General features: G+C 72.2%; 21 protein-coding genes and 1 pseudogene. 7 read left to right on the plus strand and 15 right to left on the minus strand.

Going from position 1 to position 26,291, the window contains the following annotated elements; all coding sequences use genetic code 11:
* Positions 1–89 precede the first annotated feature (89 nt).
* The 8 genes from ABGB21_RS35845 to ABGB21_RS35880 form a co-directional block, all read right to left on the minus strand.
* Complete coding sequence (locus ABGB21_RS35845) at positions 90–2,453, minus strand: glycosyl hydrolase (protein ID WP_347654709.1); 2,364 nt, start codon at positions 2,451–2,453, stop codon at positions 90–92.
* A gap of 288 nt (positions 2,454–2,741) precedes the next feature.
* A complete protein-coding gene (locus tag ABGB21_RS35850; protein ID WP_347654710.1) occupies positions 2,742–3,986 on the minus strand; it encodes an RNA polymerase sigma factor in 1,245 nt (414 codons plus the stop codon).
* A 136-nt stretch (positions 3,987–4,122) separates the two neighbouring features.
* A complete protein-coding gene (locus ABGB21_RS35855; RefSeq protein WP_347654711.1) occupies positions 4,123–4,482 on the minus strand; it encodes a YciI family protein in 360 nt (119 codons plus the stop codon).
* A gap of 218 nt (positions 4,483–4,700) precedes the next feature.
* The gene (locus ABGB21_RS35860; protein WP_347654712.1) at positions 4,701–5,177 is read right to left on the minus strand and encodes a hypothetical protein; all 477 of its coding nucleotides are present in this window, start codon (positions 5,175–5,177) and stop codon (positions 4,701–4,703) included.
* 83 nt (positions 5,178–5,260) lie between these two features.
* A complete protein-coding gene (locus tag ABGB21_RS35865; protein ID WP_347654713.1) occupies positions 5,261–6,142 on the minus strand; it encodes a sugar ABC transporter permease in 882 nt (293 codons plus the stop codon).
* The gene (locus ABGB21_RS35870) at positions 6,139–7,155 is read right to left on the minus strand and encodes an ABC transporter ATP-binding protein (protein ID WP_347681617.1); all 1,017 of its coding nucleotides are present in this window, start codon (positions 7,153–7,155) and stop codon (positions 6,139–6,141) included. The genes ABGB21_RS35865 and ABGB21_RS35870 overlap by 4 nt, the downstream gene beginning before the upstream one ends.
* Positions 7,156–7,196: 41 nt before the next feature.
* A complete protein-coding gene (locus ABGB21_RS35875; RefSeq protein ID WP_347654715.1) occupies positions 7,197–8,534 on the minus strand; it encodes a sugar ABC transporter substrate-binding protein in 1,338 nt (445 codons plus the stop codon).
* Positions 8,531–9,388, minus strand: a complete 858-nt coding sequence (locus ABGB21_RS35880) for a carbohydrate ABC transporter permease (protein WP_347654716.1) — start codon at positions 9,386–9,388, stop codon at positions 8,531–8,533. Before ABGB21_RS35880 ends, ABGB21_RS35875 begins: the two co-directional genes overlap by 4 nt.
* A 226-nt stretch (positions 9,389–9,614) precedes the next feature.
* Between ABGB21_RS35880 and ABGB21_RS35885 the strand changes: the two genes are divergently transcribed.
* The 3 genes from ABGB21_RS35885 (at position 9,615) to ABGB21_RS35895 (ending at position 14,480) form a co-directional block, all read left to right on the plus strand.
* Entirely contained in the window at positions 9,615–10,412 is a 798-nt protein-coding gene (locus tag ABGB21_RS35885) for an SAM-dependent methyltransferase (RefSeq protein WP_347654717.1), read from the plus strand.
* A gap of 88 nt (positions 10,413–10,500) precedes the next feature.
* On the plus strand, positions 10,501–11,898 hold the full coding sequence (locus tag ABGB21_RS35890) for an SWIM zinc finger family protein (RefSeq protein WP_347654718.1): 1,398 nt from the start codon (positions 10,501–10,503) through the stop codon (positions 11,896–11,898).
* Positions 11,895–14,480: a DUF6493 family protein gene (locus tag ABGB21_RS35895; RefSeq protein ID WP_347681619.1), complete on the plus strand. Its 2,586-nt coding sequence runs from the start codon at positions 11,895–11,897 to the stop codon at positions 14,478–14,480. Before ABGB21_RS35890 ends, ABGB21_RS35895 begins: the two co-directional genes overlap by 4 nt.
* 66 nt (positions 14,481–14,546) lie before the next feature.
* Here the strand turns inward: ABGB21_RS35895 and ABGB21_RS35900 are convergent, their stop codons facing one another.
* Complete coding sequence (locus tag ABGB21_RS35900; RefSeq protein WP_347654720.1) at positions 14,547–15,062, minus strand: hypothetical protein; 516 nt, start codon at positions 15,060–15,062, stop codon at positions 14,547–14,549.
* Between the two features lie 369 nt (positions 15,063–15,431).
* Here ABGB21_RS35900 and ABGB21_RS35905 point away from each other — a divergent pair, with 369 nt between their 5' ends.
* Genes ABGB21_RS35905 through ABGB21_RS35920 form a run of 4 tightly spaced genes read left to right on the plus strand, consistent with a single transcriptional unit; the run spans position 15,432 to position 19,463 of the window.
* Complete coding sequence (locus tag ABGB21_RS35905) at positions 15,432–18,098, plus strand: nitrate- and nitrite sensing domain-containing protein (protein ID WP_347681621.1); 2,667 nt, start codon at positions 15,432–15,434, stop codon at positions 18,096–18,098.
* A gap of 32 nt (positions 18,099–18,130) precedes the next feature.
* Positions 18,131–18,526 (plus strand): roadblock/LC7 domain-containing protein, encoded by a 396-nt coding sequence (locus ABGB21_RS35910; protein ID WP_347681623.1) that lies wholly within the window; start codon positions 18,131–18,133, stop codon positions 18,524–18,526.
* Complete coding sequence (locus ABGB21_RS35915) at positions 18,523–18,888, plus strand: DUF742 domain-containing protein (protein WP_347654723.1); 366 nt, start codon at positions 18,523–18,525, stop codon at positions 18,886–18,888. The genes ABGB21_RS35910 and ABGB21_RS35915 overlap by 4 nt, the downstream gene beginning before the upstream one ends.
* Positions 18,889–18,908: 20 nt before the next feature.
* On the plus strand, positions 18,909–19,463 hold the full coding sequence (locus tag ABGB21_RS35920) for an ATP/GTP-binding protein (RefSeq protein WP_347654724.1): 555 nt from the start codon (positions 18,909–18,911) through the stop codon (positions 19,461–19,463).
* A gap of 72 nt (positions 19,464–19,535) precedes the next feature.
* On the opposite strand, the gene ABGB21_RS35925 is transcribed toward ABGB21_RS35920, so the two are convergent.
* From ABGB21_RS35925 to ABGB21_RS35950, 6 genes and pseudogenes are all read right to left on the minus strand, one after another.
* Complete coding sequence (locus ABGB21_RS35925; RefSeq protein ID WP_347681625.1) at positions 19,536–22,097, minus strand: tryptophanase; 2,562 nt, start codon at positions 22,095–22,097, stop codon at positions 19,536–19,538.
* Between the two features lie 479 nt (positions 22,098–22,576).
* The gene (locus tag ABGB21_RS35930; RefSeq protein ID WP_347681627.1) at positions 22,577–23,230 is read right to left on the minus strand and encodes a CGNR zinc finger domain-containing protein; all 654 of its coding nucleotides are present in this window, start codon (positions 23,228–23,230) and stop codon (positions 22,577–22,579) included.
* Positions 23,231–23,234: 4 nt separating this feature from the next.
* The gene (locus ABGB21_RS35935; RefSeq protein ID WP_347681629.1) at positions 23,235–24,083 is read right to left on the minus strand and encodes an MBL fold metallo-hydrolase; all 849 of its coding nucleotides are present in this window, start codon (positions 24,081–24,083) and stop codon (positions 23,235–23,237) included.
* Positions 24,084–24,377: 294 nt separating this feature from the next.
* Positions 24,378–25,688 (minus strand): hypothetical protein, encoded by a 1,311-nt coding sequence (locus ABGB21_RS35940; RefSeq protein ID WP_347681631.1) that lies wholly within the window; start codon positions 25,686–25,688, stop codon positions 24,378–24,380.
* Positions 25,689–25,844: 156 nt separating this feature from the next.
* Positions 25,845–26,150, minus strand: coding sequence for a hypothetical protein (locus ABGB21_RS35945; protein WP_347654729.1), 306 nt, complete (start codon positions 26,148–26,150; stop codon positions 25,845–25,847).
* A gap of 45 nt (positions 26,151–26,195) precedes the next feature.
* Positions 26,196–26,291, minus strand: a pseudogene (locus tag ABGB21_RS35950) (IS982 family transposase); the annotation flags it as partial.

The following is a 26,291-nucleotide window of genomic DNA, read 5'->3' on the forward strand; positions in this document are numbered from 1 at the left end:
CCACACCCCCGATGGTTCCCCGGCCGGCCCGGCGCCGGGTTCACCGCTCGACCGGTGGCCGGGTCGCCGGCACCAGGGCCAGGGCCGGGTCAGCGGGCCCGGCACGAGGCCAGCGCCCCGACCACCCCGACGCCCGGCCGGCGCAACGGCAGCCGGGTCGACGCCCCGGAACACCGGGGCACCGTGACGTCGTAGACGCCCCGACCGAAGGTGGCCGCGGTCAACTGCCGGGTCGGCTCGTGGTAGCGCAGGTACATCACCGCCGCCATCGGCAGGTTCGCCCCGAGCGCGGCCCACTCGCCGCCGTTCCACGCCGAGACGTACACCCCGACGTCGGTGCCGACCAGCAGCAGGCCGTCGGAGGTGGGGATGATCGAGTTCACCGGCGCGTCCGGCAGCCCCCGGCCGATGTCGGTCCAGGTACGGCCACCGTCCTGGGTCACCATCACGTGCGGCCGGTCGCTGCCGGAGCGGAATCCGGAGAACGTGGCGTACGCGATGTCGGCGTCGCGCGGGTGCACCGCGACCCGGGTGACCCAGGTGCCCGGCAGCTGCGCCGGATCGACCTGGTGCCAGTTCGCCCCGAGGTCGTCGGTCCACCAGAGCCGGCCGTCGTCGGTACCGACGTACAACGTGTTGCCGTCGGTCGGCGCGGCGGCGAGCGTGGTGACCGTGCCCCACGGATAGCCGTTCGGGTCGTTCGGGCCGCCGCCGGTCAGGTCCGGGCTGATCGCGGTCCAGGTACGGCCGTTGTCGGTCGACCGGTTGACGATGTTGCCGGCGTAGTACATGACGTTCGGGTCGGTCGGGTCGAACTGCAGCGGCGTCTGCCAGTTGCGCCGCTGTGAGACGGTCTGCCCGGTGCCGATGGTCTGCCGCGGGGTGCCGCCGCTGTTCTCCGACCGGTAGCAGGAGCCGTACTGGCTGCACCCGAAGACGATGTTCGACGCCTGCGGGTGGATGACCACCTGGAGCCCGTCGCCGCAGCCGATCGCCTCCCACGGGCCGCCCCGACCCTGGTAGCCCCGGTTGCAACCGTTGTCCTGGGCGCCGGCCACCTTCAACGCCGGGTCGGTCTGTGCCACGTCGACCGTGTAGAACTGCGTGTACGGCTCGTACGTCGCCTTGGTCCAGCCGCCGACCCCGTTGGTGTCCGAGCGGTACATGCCGCCGTCGTTGCCGAGGTAGGCCCGGTCGGGCACCTTCGGATCCCAGCGCATCACGTGCTGGTCGGCGTGCACGCCGCTGACCGACGAGAAGCTCTGCGCCCCGTCGGTGGAACGCATCAGGTTCACCCCGGCGAGGAAGACGTGGTCGGCGTCGTCCGGGTCGACCCAGAGCTTGCCGAACCACCAACTGAACGTCGACTGCGACGCCTGGTTCGCGGTGACCGGAGTCTGGGTCCAGGTGTCACCGCCGTCGTCGGAACGGTAGAACGCCCGGAACGGGCCGAGCGCGGTGCCGACGTACGCGTAGAGCCGGCGCGGATCGCCCGGGGCCAGCGCGATGCCCCACCGACCCTGGTCGGCGTCGGTCGGCAGCCCGTTGGTCATCCGCTGCCAGCTCCGGCCGGCGTTGTCGGAACGCCAGAGGCTGGAGCCGGGGCCGCCGTACGTCCGCTGGTGCGGCTCCCGCAGGTGGTCCCAGAGCGCCGCGTACATCCGGTTCGGGTTGACCGGATCGATCACCACCTCGGTCGCCCCGGTGGTGGCGTTCGGCGGGGTCAGCACCCGGCGCCAGCTGTCGCCGCCGTTCTCGGAGAGGTAGACGCCGCGCTGCCCGCCGGGGACGAAGAGGTTGCCGGCCGCCGCGGCGAAGATCCGCCGTTCGTCGCGCGGGTCGATCGCGAACCGGGCGATGGCGTGGCTGTCCGTCAGCCCGACCCGTTTCCAGCTCTTTCCCCGGTCCTTCGAGCGGTAGATCCCGTCACCGCCGAAGGTGATCGAGCCGCCGCCGGGCTGTGCCTCGCCGGTGCCGGCGAAGAGTACGCCGCGTGGGGTGATCGCCACCGCGCCCATGCTCTGCACCCAGTCGTGCGGCCACACCGACTCGTACGTCATTCCGGCGTCCCGGGACCGCCACACCCCGCCGGAGGCGGCGGCGACGAAGATCTGGTCGTCGACCTTCGGGTCGATGGCGATGTCCACGACCCGGCCGCCGATGTTGGTCGGCCCGAAGAAGTCCCACCGCTGGTCGGCCAGCACCCGGTAGGCGCCCCGGGTCCGGCCGAAGAGGCCGTTCGCCTCGCCCCGGGCCCGGACGTACTTGGCGGCGGAGAGTTCCCGGCTGCCGTCGCTGAGCCGCTGGGAGGTCATCCACTCGGCGGGCAGTTCCATCGGGCCGGTCGGCATGCTGGTCGCCAGCGACAACCGGTCGCCGGAGGTCTGGTCGCGGGACGGGGCGGCCGAGGCCGCCAACGCGCCGGTGGCGAGCAGTGCCAGGGTCGCTGTCACCGCACTGCCCCGACGATGTCGGACGAGCGAAGCCTTCATACGGTTTCTCTCCTGTCCACACTGGAGTGCGACCTGTCATCGGGTCGACGTGTGGCCAGGCTAGACAGCAGCACCGATCATGGTCAATGAACCTTTCTCAACCTGAACCACGCGGCGCACGCGCCCCCATCTCCACCTGCGGCGCCACGACGGACCGCAGGGGAGATGGAAGAGGGTTCGATGAGAGGATCGACGACGGGTCGGCCCGGACCGCCGACAACGGCCGGTGCGCCGGGCCGGCCACGACACTCAGTCGCAGGCGGCCGCCCGGTCGAGCAGCAGAATCCGTTCGCGCTCGTTGCGGGTCAGCTCCGCCGCCCGCTCGAACTCGGCCTTCGCCTCCGGGGCCCGGCCGAGTCTCGCCAGCAGGTCGCCGCGCACGCTCGGCAGCAGGTGGTAGTGGCGCAACGCCGGCTCGGCGAGCAACGGTTCCAGCACCGCCAGGCCGGCGACCGGTCCCTCGGCCATCGACACCGCCACCGCCCGGTTCAACTCCACCACCGGTGACGGGGCCCGTTCGGCCAGCCGGGCGTAGAGCGCGGCGATCTCGGCCCAGTCGGTCTCCTCCGCCGTCCGGGCCCGGGCGTGGCAGGCGGCGATGGCGGCCTGCAGGGTGTACGTCCCGCCGCCCAGCGCCTCGGCCTTCTGCAGGGCGGCCAGCCCTCGGCTGATCAGCAGGCGGTCCCAGCGCCGCCGGTCCTGTTCGAGCAACAGGATCGGCTCGCCGGACGGGCCGGTCCGGGCCGGGGTCCGGGACGCCTGGATCTCCAGCAGCGCGACCAGGCCGTGTACCTCCGGCTCGGCCGGCATCAGACCGGCCAGGATCCGGCCGAGCCGCAGCGCCTCCTCGCACAGCGCCGGACGCAGCCAGTCGTCGCCGGCCGTCGCCGAGTACCCCTCGTTGAAGATCAGGTAGATGACCTCCAGCACCGAGTCCAGCCGCTCGGTCCGGTCCGCGCCGACCGGCAGTTCGAACGGCACCCGCGCCTCGGCCAGGGTCTTCTTCGCCCGGCTGATCCGCTGCCCGATGGTCGGCGACGGCACCAGGAACGCCCGGGCGATCTCGTCGGTGGTGAGGCCGCCGAGCAGCCGCAGGGTCAGCGCGACCCGGGCCTCGGCGGAGAGCACCGGATGGCAGGCGGTGAAGATGAGTCGCAGCAGGTCGTCGGGGATCGGCTCCTCCTGCAGCACCGCGTCGAAGTCGGTGGTCTCCGCGGTCTCCGGCACGACCAGGTCGGGGAGGCTGCGTTCGAACCGTTCCCGGCGCCGGATCTGGTCGATGGCCCGGCGCTTGGCAGTGGTGGTCAGCCAGGCGCCGGGGTTGCGGGGTACGCCCTCGGACGGCCACTGCTCCAGGGCCGCGACCAGGGCGTCCTGGGCCAGTTCCTCGGCCAGGCCGAGGTCACCGACCAACCGGGCGACACCGGCGATGACCCGGGCCGCCTCGATCCGCCACACCGCCTCGATCGTCTGATTCGTCTCCGTGGCCGCCACCGGCCCACGATAGCGCTCGGCGCGGGTACACAATTCGTGACGTATCCCCTGGGCACGGCGGCGGCCCCGGGCGCCGGTCCACACCGGCGCCCGGGCTCTCGTCCGGGTCCCCGGGAATGGGGGTGGGACGGCGTCCCTAGGCGAAATCGGAGAATTCGGCGACCCGCCGGATCTCGATCTCCACCGTGTCGAACATCTCCCCGAAACGGGTCGCCCACTCGACCGCCTCGGCCCGGTCCCGTACCTGGAGGATGGCGAACCCGGCGATGACCTCCTTCGCCTCGGCGAACGGGCCGTCGACCACCGTCGCCTTGCCCTCCTTGACGTCGACCTTGGCGGCGCCCTCCGCGGTCGGCCGCAGGCCCTCCCCGGCGAGCAGCACCCCGGCCTTGTTGGCCTCCTCCATGAAGGCACCCATCCGGCCCATGAACTCCGGGGTCGGCGACCAGGCGGCCGGGTCCTTGTCGTCGAGCTTGTGCACCAGCATGTACCGCATGTTCTTCTCCCTTGGTCCTGCGCTCACCGGGTCGGGCCGTTGACCAGCCTTCACCAACGCGTCGAACGGCCGGCGCCGGTTTCGACAGCGCCGCCCAGAATTTTTCCGGACCGGCTCCGCCGGCCCCGGGAAACCCGGGACATCGCTGGTCAGGGCCCTGTCCGGTCCGGGAACGGAGCGACAGCGGCAGAGCGCCGCCCTCGTCGGCGGCGGGAGGATCAGCCGGCACTGCGGAACTCCGGCAGTCCGGCGTCGTCGGAGTCCGGTCCGACGACGGCGGTCAGCGCGGTGCCGTCCGCACAGAGGGCGGTGGCCCGCAGGTACATCCGCCGTTGCCCGGCCCGCAGCAGCACCTCCGACTCGAAGATCTCGTCCTCGACGTTCAGCACCTCGACGTCGGTACGCCCCTGGTAGTGGGCCCGGACGTCCAGCGGGGTCATCCGGACCGTCGCCTCGACCGTGGTCAGCGCGCCCTGCGGCACGGTCGAGGTGACCCGGGCCCCCGCCGGCAGCACCAGGCCGGTGACCTCGCCGCTCACCTCGCGACCCGCGTCCATCGGCACCCGGTCACAGCTCGGCAGGTTGGCCAGCATCGCCTGCCCCCGGTCCCCCGCCGTCGGGGTCTGCGCCGACCCACCACCGCAGCCGGCGAGTCCGAGCAGGGCGACGGCGACCAGACAGACCCGGGCTCTCATCCGAGCAGGATGGCACGCCCCACGCGGCAGCCGCCAGTAGCACCGGACCGCCCGGCGCGGCACCCGCCGGCACCGGAAGCCGGTCAGCGCAGCACCCGCCAGCGTCGGACCGCGAGCAACTGCACCGTGATGATCGCCGCAGTGATCACCATCAGGACGATCGTGATCAACGCGCCGTACGCGAAACCGGAGAACTCGAAGGCCTGGTCGAAGATGTAGACCGGCAGGTACTGGGTGGCGTTCGCCGGACGACCGTCGGTGAGCACGTACGCCGGCACGAAGTTGACCTGCAGGGTGAGGATGGTGTCCCGGACCGCGAGCAGCACCAGCACCGGGGCGAGCAGCGGCAGGGTCAGCCGGCGAAGCTGGCCGAACGGTCCGCAGCCCTCGAGCGTGGCGGCCTCGTACAGCCGCCCGTCCAGCATCCGGCGGGCCGCCAGGACCACCAGGAATCCCTCCCCGATCGGGAAGAGCAGCATGATCACCACGGCGACCCGGGCCGTGGTCGGTTCGGCGAGCCAGGTGAAACCGGGGTGGCCGACCAGATTGAGGAGCTGGTTCAACGGCCCGTACAACGGGTTGAGCACCCAGAGGAAGAGCACCGCCAGAGCCACGTCCGGGATCACCGTCGGCAGGTAGACGGCGGCCCGGAACCAGCGCCCGCCCGGCCTCGGCGCGGCGAGCAGCAGCCCGAGCCCGATCGCGGCCAGCAACCGCAGCGGCACCGAGACCGCCACGTGGAACAGCGACGCCTCCAGGCTGTCCAGGAAGAAGTCGTCGGCGAACAGCCGACGGACGTTCGCCAGGCCGGTGAACCGGGGGTCGCGGGTCAACCCGGTGTGGTCGGTGACCGCGTACCCGAGGTTGAGCAGGGCCGGGACCGCGATCAGCAGGACGACCGCCACCCCGTACGGGGCGAGGAAGGCCCAGCCGGTGAGCGGGCGGCGTACCCGTCCCGGGGTCACCGGCGACGCCCGGTCGTGGTGTCGAAGCGGTGCAGCCGGTCCGGGTCGGGACGCAGCCGCAGCCGGTCACCGGTGCCGACGCCCGGGCGGGGGCCGGTCCGGACCGCCAGCCGGGTGCCGTCGTCACACCGGGTCAGCAGGATCGCCTCGCTGCCCAACGACTCCACCGCCTCGACCGTCACCTCGACCAGCCCCTCCGGGTCACGGACCAGGTCCTCCGGCCGCACCCCGACGGTGGTGTCCGGCGACCCGCCCAGCACCCCGCCGCCGGGGACCAGGTTCATCGGCGGGCTGCCGAGGAACCGGGCGACGACCAGGTCGACCGGATGGTCGTACACCTGCTGGGGTACGCCGACCTGGCGTACCCGGCCGCCGTCGAGCACCGCCACCCGGTCGCCGAGGGTCATCGCCTCCGCCTGGTCGTGGGTGACGTGCACCATCGTGGTGCCGAGGGTCCGGTGCACGGCGAGCAGATCCGCCCGGGTGGTGACCCGCAACTGGGCGTCGAGGCTGGCCAGCGGCTCGTCGAGCAGATAGACGCTCGGCCGCCGGACCAGCGCGCGGGCCAGCGCGACCCGCTGCCGCTGCCCCCCGGACATCTGGTCCGGATACCGGTCGAGCAGGTCGGTGATGCCGAGCCGCTCGGCGGCGTCCCGGATCTGCCGGTCCGCCTCCGCCCGGGGTACCCGCCGGACCTGCGGCCCGAAGAGCAGGTTGCCGCGTACGGTCAGGTGCGGATAGAGCGCGTAGTCCTGGAAGACCATCGCCACCGCCCGCCGGTGCGGCGGTACCCGGGCGACGTCCGCGCCGTCGAGCAGGACCCGCCCCCGGTCCGGCCGGTCCAGCCCGGCGACCAGTCGCAGCACCGTCGACTTGCCCGAACCGGAGGGGCCGACCAGGGTCAGCAGTTCACCGGGGCGGACCACCAGGTCCAGGCCGTCGAGGGCGGTGATCCGGCCGTACGTCTTCGTCAGCGACTCGATCCGGATCTCACCCGCCGCCCCCGCCCGCACCGCTTCCGGATCTGCCGCATCCGTCCCAGCCCGGCGGGCGGTCACCGGACAGGTTCCTGGAACAGCGGCCGGATCCGCTCCTCGATCTGCCGCAGCCCCTCCTCCCGGCCGACCCGGCCGTAGAAGACCTCCTCCAGCAGCGCGTCGGTCTCCTTCTCCACCCGCGACCAGCCGGCGGTGCGGGGGGTGGCCCGCAGGTGCGGCTCGGCGTCGAGATAGACCTGCGCGGACCGGGGCGGAAGGCTCGGGGAGAGGAAGACGTCGGAGCGGGCGACGTCGAGCCGGGACGGCACGGTACGTCCGGACTCGGCGAGGATCCGCTGTCCCCGCTCCCCCATCGCGAACTCGATGAACCGCCAGGCACCGGTGTGGTCCGGCCGGCCGGCGCTCATGCAGTACGCGTCACTGTGCAGGATCGAGGCAGGTACGCCGCCCGGCGCGACCGGCAACGGCGCCACGTCCCACTCGAATCCGGAGATGGTCCGCAGGGTGGGGACCGCGACCCGGCTGTTCAGGTACATGCCGAGCGTGCCGCGCAGGAACCGGGCCTCGCTCGACTCGCTCTGCTCCTGCGCGTCCGGCGGCACCACGTGGTGGGTGAGCTGCAGGTCCAGAAACCAGTCGACGGCCTGCCGGGTGGCCGGCGGCGCCGTCAGGGTGAGGGTGCCGGGCCGGTCCGGATGGTCCACGAGGTCGCCACGGTTGGACCAGACGAACGGCGCGAGCCGGGGCACCGACGGCTCCACCCCGACCCCGTACGTCCCGTCGCCGGTCAGCGCCTTCGCCGTGGCGAGGAAGTCGTCCCAGGTCCAGCCGGCCTTCGGCGGCGCGAGGCCCCTGGCCCGGAACATCGTGGCGTTGTAGTAGACGACCAGCGAGGAGAGGTTCTGCGGCAGGCAGGTCAGGGACTTCCCGTCGAACCGGAACGCGTCCAGGGCGCGCGGGCTGAAGTCGGCCTCGTCGAGCACGGTGCTGGCGTCGAGATGGGACTGGGCGGGTTCGATCACCCCCTGGGCGGCGAACTGCCCGTACCGGCGGTAGTTGAGCAGGAAGACGTCCGGCGGGGTTCCGCCGGCGAACGAGGTGGTGAGCCGGGCCATCAGTTCGTCCTGGGTCGCCACGGGGGAGAGCGTGACGTCGACCTCGGGGCTGGCCCGTTCGAACTCCTCGACCATGGTGCGGTAGCCGGCGATCTCCTCGGCGTCGCCGAAGAGCACCACGGTGATCGCGCCTGCTCCGTCCGGATCGTCGTCCCCGCCGCAGCCGGCGAGTGCCCCGGCGGCGAGTACGGCGGCGAGCAGGCCGGCGCCCCACCGTCGCCATGGCCGGGTTGCCGTCGCCCTGCTCCGGCCTGTCGTCCGCGTGCTCCGGGTCGTCATCGGCGTCCTCCCTGTCGCAGTGCCACCAACGGGTTGTCGCTGAGCAGGATCCGCTGCGCCAGCAGGAACACCAGCACGCACGGCAGGGTGGCGAGCACACAGCCGGCCATCAGCAGCGGCCAGTCGGTGGGGTTCAGCAGTCGCAGGAACTGCAGGCCGAGCGCGTACGTGTACCGGTCCCCGCTGTGCAGGTAGAGCAGCGGGTCGATGAAGTTCGCCCAGTGGTAGGTGAAGGCGAGCACCGCGACCGCCAGCGTCGCCGGCCGGACCTGGGGCAACGCCACCCGCCGCCAGACCGACCACCACCGGGCGCCCTCCAGCCGGGCGGCCTCCAGCTGGGACTCTGGTACGCCGCCGAAGCTCCAGGCGTAGAGCAGCACCAGGAACGGGCTCACCGCGAGCAGTGCCGGCGCCAGCAGCGGCAGGTAGGTGTCGACCACGCCGAGCAGCCGGAACACCTCGAACCGGGTCGCCCAGACCGCGGTGACCGGCACCAGCAGCACCACAAGCAGTCCGGTGACCACCCGACGCCGGGCGACCGGCCCGAGCAGTCGGATGCCGAACCCGGTCAGCGAGGCGACCACCACGGTCAGCGGTACGGCGAGCGCCACCACCAGCGCCGAGTTCGCCAGGTAGCGAAAGAGCGGCAACAGTTCCGGCAGCCGCGCGTACGCGTTCAGGGTCGGTTCGGGCGGCAGGACCTCAAGCGTCCGAGGCGGCGGCAGCCCGGTGGGCCGGAGCGAGCCGACCACCATGAACCACAGTGGAGCGGCGAAGACGGCGGCGAAGAGCGCCGGCACCAGGTACCGCCCGATCCACCGGGGGATCGTGGCACGGAGCTGGGCGCCCGGCACGTCGGCGTCCTCCTCGACTCCGCACCCGTGGCACGGCGACGCGTCCGTCCGACGGCGGTTCCCACCCGTACCGGGAAGTTTCCGCCCGTCGCCGCCCGGGGGCCCATCCTACGTCGAAGATCGACCGGTTCCGCCAGTACCGGCCGCGGTACCGCCGTGCCTCGCGGCACGGCGACCCACCGAATATGATCGACTGCCATCGTTCGAGACGATCACGGGAGTCGTCATGTCCGAACAGGATCTCGCGTTGACCGGAATCGACACCACCCAGATGAGCCACGCCCGCGCGTACGACTACGTGCTGGGCGGCAAGGACAACTTCGCGGTGGACCGGGAGGCCGCGGCGCAGGTCATCGCGCTCGCCCCGGACCTGCCGGCGCTCGGCCGCGCGCAGCGGCGGTTCCTGCTCCGGGTCACGCAGATGTGCGCCGAGGCCGGGATCCGGCAGTTCCTGGACATCGGTGCCGGCATCCCGACCCGGCCCAACGTGCACGAGAGCGCCCGGGCGATCGCCCCCGACTCCCGGGTGGTGTACGTCGACAACGACCCGATCGTCTTCATGCACAACCGGGCGCTGCTGGCCGACGACAACGGGGTGGCGTCGATCCAGGCGGACGTCCGCCAGCCCCGGCGACTCCTCGACGACGACCGGATACGGCAACTGATCAACTTTGACGAGCCGGTGCTGCTGCTCTTCATCGGCCTGTTCCACCTTGTCACCGACCAGGAGGATCCGGCGGCACTGGTCGCCGAGTTCCGTGAGCGGCTGGCCCCGGGCAGCTACGTCTGCATCTCCCAGTTCTGCAGCGACGGCAGTGATCCGGCGGCCCGGGCGAAGCTGGAGGAGATCTCGGTGAACTCGCCGGCGCCGATGACGTTCCGCTCCCGGGACGCGATCGAGCGGTTCTTCGACGGTTTCGAACTGCTGCCCCCCGGCGTGGTCGACGTACAGCAGTGGTGGCCGGACGAGACGGCGCCGCCGACCATGTTGAAAGTGGCGGCCGGCGTCGGCCTGAAGCGTTAGTCCCCCGCGCCGTCCGTCCATCATGGCCGACCCGGCCCGCCGGCCGACGCACGCAAAGTGTCGGAGGCGGCTCCTATGGTCGGCGGCCATGAGCGGCGAGACAGAGACGTACGGCTATCGGAGCGCCTCCACGTTGCTGGACCAACGGCTGGTCCTGCAGACCGCCGGCGGGCGGACCGCACGGGGGCCGGCGGCGCACCCGCGCTTCTTCACCGGGTTCGCGGTCGACCCCCGGGCGACCGCCGCCGGGCTGGTTGTCCTCGCCGACCTTGCCCGGACGGACTTCCGTCGGTCCCGGCAGTCCCTCGACGGGACCTGGCGGAGCTACCGGGACCCGGTGGTCACCGGCGACGGCGAGCGGCTGCGGTTCGAGGCGTTCTCCGGCTGCTGCGGCGGGTACGCCCGGCTCGACGTGCTCGCGCCCGGACTGGACGGAGAGTGGCTCGGCCGGGGCACCACCAACGTCGACATCAACCCGCCGCTCCACACCGCGCTGACCCGGGTCGGCGCCGGTGACCCACTGCGCCTCTCGGTCGGCCCGGACGACCTGACCGTCACCACCCTGGACGGCGCCGTGGTGGAGAAGCGGGTCCCGTTGCCGCAGCGGTGGCTGCGCGGGCTGGCCGAGGTGCCCGCCGTGGCCGCCGGCTTCGAGCCGCGGGCCGAACTGTCCGCCGCCGAGGCGCACGCGTTCCTGCAGCGGCTGCCGATCCGGGGCGGCACCGAGGTCCGTTGGCTGATGCCGGCCGGTCGCTCGCTGCGCACCTGCGCCGCCCCGCTGCCCGGCGCGGTGTGCCTGGCCGCACCGCACCGGCTCGCCGTGCTCCGGCCACTGCTGCGGTTCACCCGGGCGCTGCGGCTCTACGGCCCGACGGCCCGGGCCGGCAGTTCCGCGCTGTGCAGCGGCTGGGAGCTGGATCTCGGCGTCGCGCGGTTCTGGCTGATGCTCTCCCCGGCCACCAACCGGGGGTTCTCCGGTGAGGGGCGGCTGCTCGACGCACTGTCCGGCGGTGCCGGGGACGTCGACGGCCCGGCGCGCGCCGTCGGCGACGCCGACCTGGTCGGCGGGCTGCTCGGCTGGGCGCCCACCGTCGACGTGCCGGAGGTCGCGGCCCGGTCCGGGCTCACCGTCGACCGGGTACGCGCCGCGCTCGCCGTGCTGGCCAGCTCCGGTCGGGTCGGGTACGACTGCGCCGAGGTCGGCCACTTCCACCGCGAGCTGCCGTACGCCCCTGAGCGGGTCGACACGTTGCATCCCCGGCTGACCGCCGCCCGGCTGCTCGCCGGTGCCGACTCCGTGCGGCGGCTCGGCGACGACGTGGAGGTGAGCTCCGGCGGCCGCCGCTACCTCGTGCACCGGACCGCCGACGGCCGGTTGGGCTGCACCTGCCCCTGGTGGGCCGAGCACCAGGGCGGACGGGGTCCCTGCAAGCACGTACTGGCCGCGACCGTCACCGACCCGGCCGTTACCGGAGGAGCACGATGACCCTCGACGCCGACCAGCTCCGCAAGCTGATCTCCTACGCGGATCCGTACCGGGTCGCCGACGCACTGGTCGGACTGCCCGAGCCGGCCCGACGTGAGCTGGCCGGCGCGGTCCGGGAGCACCTGGCGGGGTTGGACCGGCGCTACGACGAGCTGCGGCACGAGGGACCCGCCCTGCTGGTCGCCGGTGCCGGCTGTCTGCCCACCGCCGCCGACGTGGTGACCTGGCTACGCCGTCCCGAGCTGACCTGGGCGTGGCACCAGCACTCGCCGTTCGACCACGTGGTCCGGGTGCTCCGCGCTCCCGGCCGTCCGGCGATCGCCACGGTCGCCCGACGGTTCGCCGACCGGGTACGGATGTCCACCCTGGCCCGTCAGTGGCCGCTGGCGTACGCGCTGCTGAACGCCTCCGGTGTGGGTCCCCGGGTCAGCGATCCACTGGTCCGGGGCTGGGTCCGGTACGCCCTCCCGTCCGACCGGCCGGACGTCCGGTGGTCCGACGAGTGGCTGCCGGTGATGGTGCCGCAGGTGTTCGAGGTGGAGGGGGTCGGCGCCGACCTGCGGGAGGAGGGTGGCACGGTCCTGCTCGACCTGTCTCGCCAGGGGCGGATCGACCGGGCCGACCTGCTCGCCGGCTGCCTGCGCCGGATGCGGTCCGGCGACCGGGTCACCCCGATGCGGCACATCCTCTCCCTGCACCACCGACTCGAACCGGACCTGGACGAGATCGCCGCGCACCACCAGGAGTACCTGGGGGTGCTGTCCAGCGCGCACGCGCAGGTGGTGGAGACGGCGCAGCGGGCGCTGCGCGCCCTCGACGACGTCGGGCGACTGCCACCGGCCGCCCTGGTCGAGGCGGGCAGGGTGATCCTGCTCCGGCCGGAGAAGAAACTGGTCCGGGCCCAGCTCGGCTGGCTGGACCGGGCGGCCGGGCGGGATCCCGGTCAGCTGCCCGAACTCGTCGACGCGCTGGCGGTCGGGCTGGGCAATCCGGCCGTCGACCTCGCCGAGCGGGCGTTGACCGTGCTGGCCCGGCACCTGCCGGCCGCCGGCCCGGCCGGAGGGCGGACCCTGCGTGCGGCGGCCGCCGGGCTCACCGGCGACCTGGCACGGCAGGCGTACGCGCTGCTCGGCATGGCACCGCCCGCAGCGGTGAGCGGCGTCGACCCGGTGGCCGCCGACCCCGGCGGCTGGGTCGACGAGCCGGCCCCACCACCGGTCGGCTCGATCGGTGAGCTGGCCGGCGAGGTGAGCCGGCTGCGTCGGGAGGGGAACGACCCGGTGCTGCTGGAGCGGGTGCTGGCCGGACTGACCCACTGGTTCCGGATCGACCGGGCCGGCCTCGTCGCCGCCCTGGAGCCAGACGCTCCCCCGTGGAGCGGCCAGGTCTGGAGCGTGCTGCGCGCGGTGGTCGGCCGCGAGGATCCCGAGATCCACCCCGCTCACCTGCCCGTCCGGTCCACACCGGAGCCGGCGCCGAGGGCGTTCCTCCATCGCCGGCTGGCCGAACTCGCCGCTGGTTTCCGGGCCGACACCGCGCCGCCGGCGCTGCTCGCCACCCCGGCGACCGTCAGCGGGCAGGTCGATCCCGAACGGCTGCTCGGGCTGCTGGTCGCGGCCGAGCGGGACGGCTGGCAGCCGGGCGGGGCCGACCTGACCCAGGCGCTGCTGCGGTTGCCCCGGGACGCGGCGCGCCCCGGGCTGCGTACGGCCGCCGCCGCGCTCCGCTCCCCCGCCGGCCGGCGGCTGCACCACTGGCTCGACCGGGGCGGCCTGCCCGACCCGCTCGTCGACATACTGGCGGTGCTCCGCAGACCCTGCACCCACGGCGGCGGCTCCTACCACGGGTACCGCTGCTGGTGCCTGGACCAGCCCGACGGCCGGCTGGTCACCACGGTCCGACCGGCCGCTGCGGACTGGCCGGTGCCGCCGGACCTGTTCACGCTGCCGGCCGGTGCGGCGGCCCGGTCCCGGGCCTACGGCGTGTACTGGGCGCCGGACGATCTTATGCTCTGGCCCGGTGTGCTGCCCTCGCACCGGGAGGTCGTCGCCGCGCACATCCAGCCGTACGTGACAGCGGCCGCCGACCGCGATCGCAGCGGGGGCACCGAAGCCCTGCCCGCGCTGGCCCGGTGCGACGGCCCGTTCGGCCCCGCGATGGCCCTCTGTCTGGCGTACGGCCTGGCCGCCCGCCGCGACGCCGACCGGCTCCACACGGTGGACGCCACGGTGCTGCTCGTCGGGCGTGGTCAGTTCGACGGTGAGCTGCTCGGCCGGCTGCTCGGCGAGCTGGCCGGCGGCGGTCGGGTGGTGTTGCGTCGGGCGGTCGGGGCGCTCGAGGAGGTGTCGCGGTCCGGCGCCGCCGCCGTCTGGGCGGTCGCGGCCGCCGCCCTGCCGACGCTGCTGGCGCTGTCGGAGCCCCGTCCCGGCACGGCCGACCTGCTGGCGCTGGCCGCCGGCACGGCCGCCGGGACCGGGATCCGCCGGGAGATCCCCGGGCTGGCCGAGGTGGCCGCCCGGACCGGCGGCTCGCGCCTGGTCACCGAGGCCAGGCGGCTCTCCCGGACGCTCTCCGGCTCGTGACGGCGGCCAGGGCCCGGACCGGCTCGCGGATCAGCCCTGGCCGCTCAGCCCGGACCGGCTCGCGGATCAGTCCGGGGTCGGAAACCCGTAACGGGCGACGTGCTCCGGGTCGGTCGGGTCGATCTGTCGGATCCCCTCGTCGGCGAGGCGCTTGTTGACCTCGTCGAGGTGCTCGCGGACCAGCCGGGCCTCCTCCTCGGTGACCCGTCCCCGGTGCGGCTTGCCGGCGTGCTCCAGGGTGCCGTAGTCGACCCGCTCGGACTTCCGGCTCGTCTTCGCCGGCCGGACCCGCTCGGCCGTCCGCAACAGCTGCGCCATCGGTACGTCGACGGCCAGCGCGTCGAACTCGCTGGCGTTGAGCACCACCCGCCGGGGTTCGTCCTCCCCGTTCTCGTGGATCTCCACGACCGCGACGTCCAGTGCCGCGTCGTCGATGCTCTCGATCTCGGTCGGCTCGGCCTCCAGCTGCACCGGCCCGGCGACCAGGTCCGGGTGCTCGAGCACCACGACGCGCACCACCTCGTCGGCGCTCCGCAGCACCTTGCCACTGAAGTCGGAGACGTGAACTGTCCGCTTACCCATGCCTGAGTTTCTCCTGTCCGGGCGGTACGACCAGAGCCAGAAATTACCGGACAGGTGTGCGAACCGCCCGTTGGGGCCTCCTCGCGTGTCCGCTACCGGCATTGCCCCATCAGTACGAACGATAGGTGCTCATCACTGCGAGTCCGGCGGGCTAGTGCGAGAGCGGACAGACCGGTAGGGTTGCCCACACATCGGCGATGGAAGCAGCAAACGCCCGCCGGTTCTCTCGGTTTGCCCATGATTGGATGGAAGTTGGCGCAGAATCAGGCCGACCGCGCGAGCCGGCTCCCCGCCTCTGACCAGCCCGAACCAACGTCAGGCAAGCGACGCGGTCGACAGCGGTCCATCAAGCGGCGGGTCGTCCGGCTGGTGCTGATCCCCAGTGTCGTCGCCATGGTGATCTGGCTGATCGCCTCCGGTTACCTGGTCTTCCAGGGCTTCTACAACCGCGAGGTGGCCAACGGGGTCCGGCAGGTGTCGATCCCCGCGGTGCCCGCACTGGGCTCGATCCAGCAGGAACGACGGTTGAGCGTCGCCTACCTCGCCCAGCCCACGAACGACCTGCAGGCCCTGCTCGACCAGCGGCGACGCACCGACGAGCTGCTCTCCGCGCTGCGGTCGGCCGCCAACTCGGCGCTCGCCAACGCGCCCGGGTCCATCACCACCCGGTGGCAGACGCTCACCGAGCAGCTCGACCAGCTGCCGAACGTACGGAGCACGATCGACTCCCGGTCGGCCGGCGGTGCGCAGGTCTACGCCTTCTACAACCAACTCCTCGACGCCGCGACCAGCCTCTTCGACACCCAGGCCCGGGTGGTTCCCGACGTCACGGCGGCACAGGGCGGCATCGCGGCCACCGAGACGTTCCGGGCCAGCGACCTGATGTCCCGGTCCGCCTCGATCATCGACGGCGCCTTCGGCTCCCGGGCGCTGGGCCAGGAGAGCCACCTCGACTTCGTCCGCCTGATCGGGGCGTACCACTCGGCGTTGGAGAACGTGGCCCCGCACCTGCAGCCGGACGCACGCCGACAGTACGAGGCGATCACCGCGAGCGAGGCGTGGCAGCGGCTCGTCGCCGCGGAGAACGAACTTGTCGGGGCCGGGGCATGGCGCGACGGCACGCCCCGGGGTCTGTCGGCGAACCGGTCCCGCTGGGAGTCGCTGACCCGGCAGGTCTCCGACGACCTGATCGCACTCACCGTCGCCCAGGCCGACCAGGTGTCGGCGCGGGCGCTGCGTACCGGTAACAACCAGTTGCTGACCGCCTCGCTCGGTAGTCTGATGGCGCTCGCCATCGCCGTCGCCGCGATCCTCTGGGCAATCCGCCAGTCACAGGTCCTGGTGGACCGGGCCCTCTCGGTCCGGCTGGCGCAGTTGGGCAGGGACGCCGCCGTCGTCGTCGACGAACGACTCCCGGCGATCATGGAGCGGCTGCGCCGGCACGAGAAGGTGGACCTCGACGCCGAACTGCCGAGCCAGAACTACGGCAGTGACGAGATCGGCCAGGTCGCGGACGTCATCAACCGGTCGTTGCAGGCCGCGGCGGCCGCGGCGGTGGACGAGGCGAAGACCCGGGCGGCCGGTGTCGCCATGCTGATGGGCGTCGCCCGTCGTCCGCAGCGTCCGTTGCAGCGAGGCCTGAAGGTCATCGAGGACCTGCAGAACCGGATCGGCGACGAGAAGCTGCTGACCGAACTGTTCGACATCAACCACCAGCTCACCCAGACCCGGCGGTTCCTGGAGAACCTGGTCATCCTGGCCGGTGGCCAGATCGGGCGGCGGTTCCAGAATCCGGTACCGGTCCGTCGGGTCATGCTGGCGGCGTTCGCGGAGGCACAGCACTACCAGCGGATCACCCTGCGCAGCGCGCCCGACGTGGCGCTGCTGGGACACTCGGTGGCCGGGACCATCCACCTGCTCGCCGAACTGCTCGACAACGCGCTCGCCTTCTCCCCACCGGGCACCACCGTCTGGGTCACCTGCAACGAGGTCAAGCGCGGCGTCGCGGTGGAGATCGAGGACGCCGGCGTGGGGATGAAGGGGGACGCCCTGGAAGAGGCGAACCACCTGCTGGCCACCGCGCCCACCCCGGACGTGACGGCGCTCAACGACGGCGCGCAGATCGGTCTGCACGTCGTGGCGGAGCTGGCGAAGCGCGACGGTATCCAGGTCAGCCTCCGTACCTCGGCGTACGGCGGGTTGCTGGCGATCGTGCTGCTGCCGGACCGGATCATCACCGCGCTCCCGGCCGACGGTGGCGGTCGTGGTGACATGGGCGCCCGGCGGTCCGGTACACCGTCGCCCGGCGCCGGCGACGCCGGGCGACCCGGTCCGCGTCTCGCCGCCGCCGTCGGGGGGTACGCACCGGCCGTGAACGGTTCGGGCCCGGTACCGGGCGTCCAGACTGTCGAAGGACGACGACCTGACCGCGCGGGCGGCATGATGAACGACAATCGACCGATCAACCAGCAGGCCGGTAACGGGTCCGGTGTTCCTCGACAGCGGGAGTCGGCCGAGGGCCGCACGGTCGACGCTGGCCGGCCCGGCCAGCGGTCGGGCCCCGGTGCGCCGGCCGTCTCCGGACCGTCCCCGGCCGGCACACCGGCCGCCGGGACGCGCGTCACCGGCGGCGCACCACCGGCGGCCGCACCGCAGACCCGTCCACCGGCGGCGGCCGGGCAGCCGGGAGCGCGGCAGACCGCGGTTCCGCCGGCCAACCGGCCGCAGGAGGCCGGCCGACCGGCCACCGGAGCAGGCACGGGGCCGCGACCCACCGGGTCGGAGGCCGGCACGGACGCGCCCGTCGCCAACCGGCCTCCGCTGCCGCACCGGCAGCCGCAGCAGCACCTTGTCCCCCAGCTCCGCGACGAGCGTCCGACGGGTACCGGCTCACCCGGTACGGGCCCGGCCAGGACCCCCGAAGAGGCCCGGAGCCGGTTCACGCAGTATCAACGGGCGTGGGCCGCCGGACAGACCGCGGACACCACGGAAACCGCGGAAACCGCAACCATTGATGATCAAGGCAGGAACGCGTGACCAACGGCACATCACACAATGACCTGACCTGGATGTTGGACGGTCTTGTAGAGATTCCCGATGTCGTTTATGCGGTTGTCCTCTCCACCGACGGACTCGTCGTGCAGAAGTCCTCGTCGCTGCCGCGTGACGATGCGGAACTGCTGGCCGCCGGCGCCTCGTCGCTGCACAGCGTCGCCGCCGGCATGGGCCGGCGCTTCGACAGCGGCCCGGTCCAGCAGGTCATCATCGAATACCAGGGACAGACCCTGTTCGTCGCCGCCGCCGGCAAGAACGCCCGGCTCGCCGTGGTCTGCGAACAGAGCGTCGACATGGGCACGGTCGCCTACGAGATGAGCCGGCTGGTGACCCGGATCGGCGAGTACCTCGGTTCCGAGGTGCGATCGGTCGCCTCGATGGTCAACGGTCAACCCGGGCATCTACCGTGACCCACGACGCCTGGGACGGCGACGACGAGGCGGAGGCGGGGCGGCTCGTCCCGCTGTACATCCTCGTCAACGGCCGGACGAGTCCCCGGAACACCAACCTCGACCTGGCCACCCAGGTGATCGCCCGGCCGGCCGACACGAGCCGGCTGGAGCCGGAGTACCGGGACATCGTCGGCCGGTGCCTGAACTGGATCTCGATCGCCGAGATCGGCGCCTACCTGCACCGCCCGCTCACCATCACCAAGGTGATGGTCGACGTGCTGCTCGACCAGGGCTACCTGGGCATCGGGTCGCCGGCCCAGCACCGGATCGCGGACCGCCGGCTGCTGGAGACAGTTCTCGCTGGTCTCGAAAGACTCTAGACAAGAGGGACTGATAGAACGTGGATCGCACATCGGTCAAGGTCGTCGTGGCGGGCGGCTTCGGCACCGGCAAGACCACCCTGGTCGGATCGGTCAGCGAGATCCCACCCCTGACCACGGAAGAGGTCCTGACCCAGGCCAGCGTCGGGGTCGACGACATGACCGGTGTCGAGGACAAGACGAACACCACCGTCGCGCTGGACTTCGGACGAATCACGATCGCGGACGACGTGGTGCTCTACCTCTTCGGCACGCCGGGACAGGACCGGTTCTGGTTCATCTGGGACGAGTTGGCCCAGGGCGCGGTGGGCGCCATCGTCCTGGTCGACACCCGGCGACTCGGTACGAGTTTCCCGGCCATCGACTACTTCGAGCGGCGGGGCATCCCGTTCGTCGCCGCGGTGAACCGGTTCTACGGCGAGTGCCTGTACACCGAGGAGGAGATCCGTTCGGCGCTGGAACTGGATCCGGCCGTACCGCTGCTCTGGTGTGACGCCCGGGACCGCGCGTCCAGCAAGCAGGCGCTGATCGAACTGGTCCGGCACGCGCTGTCCCGACTGCCGGTCGCCGGCTGACCACGACACGCCTCACCCCGTGTCGGCACGGTGCTGACCGCGCCGACACGGGTCCCGGGTGGCGCGTGCGGACTATCCGGCGACCCGCTCCGCCGCCGGGGCCAGCCGTACCTTGAAGTGGCGCAGCAGGGGCGGCGACGAGACGATCCGGTATCCCTGGACACGTTCGGGATCCTTGGCGATGTCGGCCAGGATCGCGGCGACGTACTCGAAGTGCTCGTCGGTGTAGACCCGGCGCGGGATGGCCAGCCGGACGAGTTCGAAGGGAGCCGGGCTGACCAGCTGGTGCCGCTCGTCCATCCGGCCGAGGTAGAGCGAGCCGAGTTCGGCGCAACGGATCCCGCCGTCGAGATAGAGCTGGCAGCCGAGGGAGTGTCCGGGGAACTCGTGCGGCGCCAGGTGCGGCAGGAGCCGGCCGGCGTTGAGGTACAGGGCGTGGATGCCGGGCGGCTGGACGGTGTCCACCCCCGCATCGTTGATCATCTGGGCGAGTCGGGCGGTCGCCGCCGCCCGCGCCCCCAGGTACGCCGGGTCGACCACCTCGCGTAGGCCCTGGGCCAGCCGCTCCAGGTCGTGGCCGGCCAGTCCGCCGTACGTGGAGAAGCCCTCGGTGGCGATCAGGTTCGCCTCGCAGGCCGCGTGCAGGATGTCGTCGCGCAGCCCGATGAAGCCGCCGATCGCCGACAGGCCGTCCTTCTTCAGACTGACCACGCAGCCGTCGGCGAGCGCGAAGGCCCGGGCGGCGATCTGTCGGGGCGTCCAGTCCCGGTACGCCGGCTCCCGCTGCCCGACCAGCCAGGCGTTCTCGGCGAACCGCGCGGCGTCCAGGAAGAACGGCACCCGGTGCCGACGGCACAGTTCCCGGACAGCCTCCAGGTTCGCCATCGAGACCGGCTGGGCACCGAGGCCGTTGTTGGTGATGGTCATCAGGACCAGCCCGACCCGGGGCGCCTCGGGCCCGGTCAGCAGCGATTCCAGCGCGACGAGGTCGATGTTGCCCTTGAACGGGGCGGGGTCGTCCAGGTCGGCGGCCTCCGGGCACGGCAGGTCGCGGGGCTCGGCGCCGGCCAGTGTCACGTTGGCGTGGGTGGTGTCGAAGTGGGTGTTGCTGACGCAGAGCTGCCCGGGTTTCAGCAGGCTGCCGAAGAGCACCCGCTCGCCGGCCCGGCCCTGGTGCACCGGCAGGATGTGCGGGTATCCGGTGAGGTCCCGTACCTCGTCGAGGAAGCGGAACCAGGAGCGGGCACCCGCGTACGACTCGTCGCCGAGCGCGGCGGCGGCCTCCTGGGCGGCCGAGGTCGCCCCGGTGCCCGAGTCGGAGAGCAGGTCGATGGTGATCTGGTCGGCGCGCAGGTTGAACGGGTTGTAGCCGGCGTCGGCGAGGGCCTGGCGACGCTGCTCCGCGGTGAGAAAGGGGATCGGTTCGACAACCTTGATCCGGTACGGCGGCAACGTCACTCGCGGATGGACGGACACAACTCGCTCCTCGTATCTCAGGTGTTGTCCGGGCCGGGATCGGCCGTCCGGAACGGTCAGCGGGTCACCGGGCGTCCGCAGGTGGCGGGGGCGCGGTGGCGAGACCCGGTACGCCTCGGCGGAGAGGTAGACCGTCACCCCGGGTCGGGGCGGTCCCAGCCGTAGCGACACGTGTGCGATCAGCCCGACGCCGTCGCGCAGCGACCGCGGCGTCACCGCCGCGATCGCCCGGTCGAGCTGCGCGCTGTCGAAGCCGTACCGGGTGAGCAGGGCCGCCACCCGGTCGCGGGCCTCCTCGTCGTCGCTGACGTAGCTACGGATCGGCACGTAGAGGCTGTAGCCCACGGGCCGGTCGGCGTCGCCGGTGAAGGTGTAGCTGCCCACCAGTGGCCGGCCGTCGAAGGGGCCGGTGCGGCCGCCGGCGACGGCGCAGAAGTCGGCGAGTTCCGCCCCGTCGACACCGTCCACCACGCCGGCCGACCGGATGACGTCCCGCACCTCGGCGCCGTGGTGGCTCAGGTAGAGCTTGACCCGGGTGTGCGGCCCGTCGTGCAGGTCGAGCGCGAAGAAGGTGAGCCGGTCCCGGCGGCCGAGTTCACCCGGGCGTACCCCGTGGTCCAGCAGGTTCCGGTACGACCTGCCGAGGCCGAGCCGGTGCAGTGCCTCGGCGACCAGCCCGGGTGCCCGGTCGACGCCGTGGATCTCGGGATTGAGGTAGACCTTGAACTCCGGTGGCCGCCGGTGGCGGAACACCAGCGAGTGCCAGAGTGCGAACTCGCCCTGCGGTCGGTCTGTGCTGAACAGGTCGCGGACCTGCTCCAGTCGGGACGTCGGGAGTCCGAACCGGCGGGCCTGCTCGTCGAGGAACCGGTGGCCGGCGGCGAGGTTCGTCCGGGCGTCGGGGGGCGAGCCCAGTGCCTCCGCCAGGATCCGCAGGGTCGGTGGCTCGCCCCGGTTGAACGCGAGGGAGTACTCGACCGGGGTGTGGTCGTCGGCCACGTCGGACGGCCACACCGGTGGCTCGGTGAGCGGCCGGGGACCGGCGGTTCCGAGGATCCGGGTCAGCAGGTCGAGGGGGGTGCCCGGGTCGAGCCCGGCGACCTCGGACAGGCGGGCCAACTGGCCGCTCAGGTGCTCGACAAGGGACAAGTCCACCATTACCTCTCCCTCTCGGTCGAACCGGTTCGTGGCAGCGTCAAGCGACGGGCCGTCCGGACGCCACCGGCGTCGGGACGGCCCGTTCCCCATCTCGTCGTCGCCGAGCCGCGCCCGATCGGTACGGAACATGCTGTTCCCGTCAGGTACGACATTGCCGGCAGAACGGTCGGTCAAGGTGACGACGCCTCATTTCTCACACATCGTGTGTGTCCCGTTAGGACATGTCGAGTGAGACAATGATCACGAATGCGGTTACACCATCTCGGACAGTGACGACGCGCCGCCTGGATCACCCACCGTGGCAGACCATGATCGTTTCAGGGTGCGCAGACACGATCTTGGGTGTACGCAGCGCAATCGCCCACCCGGTTCGGCCGCTCACTGAGCGCAGTCCCGGGCGAGCTCCGACGAAACAGCGGATATTGACAGCAAGCGCCACATGATCTAAAACGCCGACGGCGGGCGCCCGGCGCGAGCGATCAGTCCGGCTGGCGCCGACGCGCCCGGTGGGCACGCAGGTTCGTCGGGTACCCACAGACGCGTACCGAGTGCCACACCCCGCTGTTGTTACGCGAACGGTCGAAGAAGGCCACCCGGCAGCGGGGATTTCGGCAGGTCTTGAGCCGACGCCGGACGTCGCCGAGCTGCGCCTCGAACAGCGCCGCCAGGACGACCGACATCAGCAGGTCGGCCCCGGTCCCGGCTGGTTCGAGATGGACGGCTCCGGTCCCGTCGAGCCGGAGCACGGCACCGGCTCGGCGGGGACCGGTCGGGACGGCGTCAGCGGGTCCGGACACCGTGGGCCCGGGGTCCGACTCGGCACGGAGCCGGGAGTCGATCTCCTGCCACAGTCGGTCACGGAAGGCCCGCAGGTCCCGGAGCCCGGCGGAATCGAGCACGATCCCGGAGACCGGCCGCCCGGTGACCGCCGACCACCGGGCCGTCGCGTCGTTGGCCCACCGTGCGGCACTCGCCAGGTCGCCGAGGAGGTCCGGTTGCCTCGGTACCCCGGCGTCCACCGTGTTGAGCAGATCCTGGACGAGCCCGAGGCCGTCCGGAGCCGGTTCGAGGTCGTAGCGCGCGGTGGCGGGCCACGGTGTCGGAACCGCGGCTGGCGTGGGCGGGGGCGTCATCGGGTCACTTCCCGATCAGGCCGAGCGCCCCGTACCACGCCGGTCCCCGGTTCACCCAGTCCGGGTAGAGCCGGATCATCTCGTCGAAGAACTCCCGGGCGGTCGACTTCTCCGTCAGCAACCGCTCCACGTCCAGCAGGTACTTCCGGGTCAGGTCGACGCAGACCGGGTCGTCCGAGCGGTCCCGGTTCTTGTGTCCGGCGACGACGGCGCGGGGTGCGAGTTCTTCGACACGGTCGAGGGCTTCGAGCCATTCCCGCAGGCCACCGTCGACGGTTTCCAGGAGGTACTGGTGGACGCCGTTGTAGACGACGTCACCGGCCACCACGAGGCCGATCGAGGGCACGTGCAGGACGGTGGTCTGGTCGGTGTCGGTGTGTCCGGTCTCGACCGCCCGGACGGGGTTGCCCTCGAGCAGGAACCCTTCGGCGGGGACCGGCACGGCGACGACCGGTGACTCCGGGATCAGTCCCGGGAAGACCCGGTCGAACAACTGCTCGCGTCCGACGGTGGCCTGCTGGTGCATGACCTCGATGGTGCCGGGCGTCGCGTAGGCGACGGCGCCGGGGAAGCGCTTGAGCAGCTCGTTGGTGCCGAACCAGTGGTCCCCGTGTCCGTGCGTGGCGTAGACGTACGCGAGACGCCGTCCGGAAGCCTCGACCCAGTCACCCACCTGCGCGATCTGCTCCCGGGTGAACGGCGGGTCCACCAGGAGCGCCTCCTCGGCGCCGTAGATCAGCGTGGACGAGAGCGGATTCCAGTAGATCGGTGATCCGTCCGGCATGCGCTGCTCACCGGCCCGGGCCGGACCGTCGGAGACGAACACCTCGTAGGACAGGACAGATGCGGCCATGGCTCCCCCTCGATGACGGCTGCGGTCGCCGGGTCGGTCCGAGCCGCGCTCGGACGTCCCTGGCCAATGAAATAACCGTAGCCCGGTCACCTATTACAAAGCCCGTTTTCGCAGGTGTTCCGCGTCACCCACGGCAAGAACGGCACACGCCCCGGGCGACCGGCCCGGGCAGGGGACCACTTCCAGGATCGGGCACGACCGGCGGGAAGAGGTCCGTTCCGCGCAGAACGAGGCCGTCGAGGGGGACGTGGGCGAGGGTGTCGGGCCGCCAGCGTGCCGCTGCCGCCCGCGAACCTAGAACCGGCCGTTGTCGGCCACCGGCATCGGCTGGTGGTAGTGCTGGTGGTGGTGATGCGCACCGACCTCGGCGCCGACCGGCTCGGCAACCGGTTCGGCGGCCGGCTCAGCGGCCGGCTCGGCCGACGCGGCAGCCTCCAACTCGGCGACGGTCTCCTCGGCGGCGGCACGGGCGGCGTCTGCCCGGACCGCCACCATCCGGTACTCGCCGGTCTCGGCACTGATCGCCGCCGCCGCCATCACCGCCGCCGCGGCCCGGTCGGCCACCCGCTTCGCCTCACGCTGCACCCGGGCCCGGACCTCCTGGGCGTGCCGTTCGGCGGTGTCCGCCGCCCGCCGCGCCTCCTCCAGCCGGTTGAGTTCGGCGGTGAGGTCCTGCCGCACCTCGCCGAGACGCTGCTGCAACTGGGCGATCTCGTGTTCCGCCGTGGCCCGCTCCTGACGCGACTGTCCGAGCCGCTGCTGCGCGGTCTCCTGGGCCGCCTGGAGCTGGGCCAGCGCCTGCTGCCGGGACTCGATTTCCTCCTGGACCGTGGTCAGCTGCTGTTGGGCGGCGGCAGCCTGCTCCTCGGCGTGCCGACGCAGGTCGGTCACGTACTGCTGGGTCTCCGCCTGACGTGCGGCGTTCTCCTGCTCGACGACGCTCTGCTGGCGGGCCAGCTCCGCCTCGGCGGCGGCCCGCCGTTCGTTCAGTTCCCGCTCGACGTTGGCCTTCCACTGGGCCAACTCCTGCTGGGTCTGGCCACGGGCCGCCTCGATCTCCTGGTGGACCCGCATCCGCGCGGCCTCCACCATCGCCTCGGCCTCGCTGCGCGCCTGTTCGATCTGCTGGGCGCTCTGCTCGTTGATCCGCAACGCCTCCTGCTCGGCCCGGGCCTGGGCGGCCTCGCCGTCGGCGATCAGCTTCTCGGCCCGCTCACGGCTCTCGGCGAGCAGCCGCTCGGCCTCGTTCTGATGCTCGGAGGCCCGCTGCGCGGCGGTGTTCACGATCGCCTCGGCCTGCTTCTCGGCCAGCGCCAGGATCTGGTCGACCATCGGGCCGAGATCCCGGAAGGAGGCCCGGTCCACCTGCGCCGGCCGCTGGCTCAGCTCGCTCAGCTCCGCCTGCACCTGCTGCAGCTGCGCGGTCACGTGCTGGAGCTGGTTGTACGCCTGCCCGCGTTCGGCGGTCAGCTTCGACACCTCGGCGGAGACCTGGGCGACGTACTGCTCGACCTGTCGCTTGTCGAAACCGCGCAGTACGGACTCAAAGTTCGGCCGTGAGATCATGTCCTCGGTTAGGCCGAAGAAGTCCTGCCCTTGGGACATGCGTCATCCTCCATACGATCGCGGACCCGGTCCCGACGGCTCGGCTACGGGCGGGGTAGGGCGCAACCGGCGGATCATATCTGTCAACGGCACCCGGTTGCGGATCCGGCTCGGATTTTTTCCCGCACCGCGGATCGCCGGTCCGGCACCGGTACCTCAGGTGCCGACGATCCGGATGCCCTGTTCGCTGGCCAGCCGCTCCTCGAACCCGCGCGCCTCCTCGGCGTACCGGGCCTGCGCCTCGGGCGACAGCGCGTCCGGGTCCTCGCCGACCTTCTCCAGCAACCCACCGAGCGCCTCCCCGTACGCCCGGCTGGTCAACGCCTCCCGGAGCGTGACGTGCCCGGACAGTACGGCGTCGGCGACCTCCCGCAGCACCTCGTCCGCGGACGTGCGTTGGAGGTTGCGGAGCAGCCCGTGCCGCAGGTAGTCGACGACCTCGTCCTGGCGGAGTTCCTCCACGTCAGTCCCGCTCCCCTAGATGATTGAGTCCTAAATCTTTGCTGGTCAATGGTCGTACGCGATGAGTGATCGTGGGTTGGGTGCGCCGATGTTGGTGTTGTGCCAGATCACAGCGGCCAGAGCGAGGAGGCGCTGACCGAC

It is taken from the genome of Plantactinospora sp. B24E8, assembly GCF_039871735.1.
In the GTDB taxonomy this organism is placed as follows: Bacteria; Actinomycetota; Actinomycetes; order Mycobacteriales; family Micromonosporaceae; genus Plantactinospora.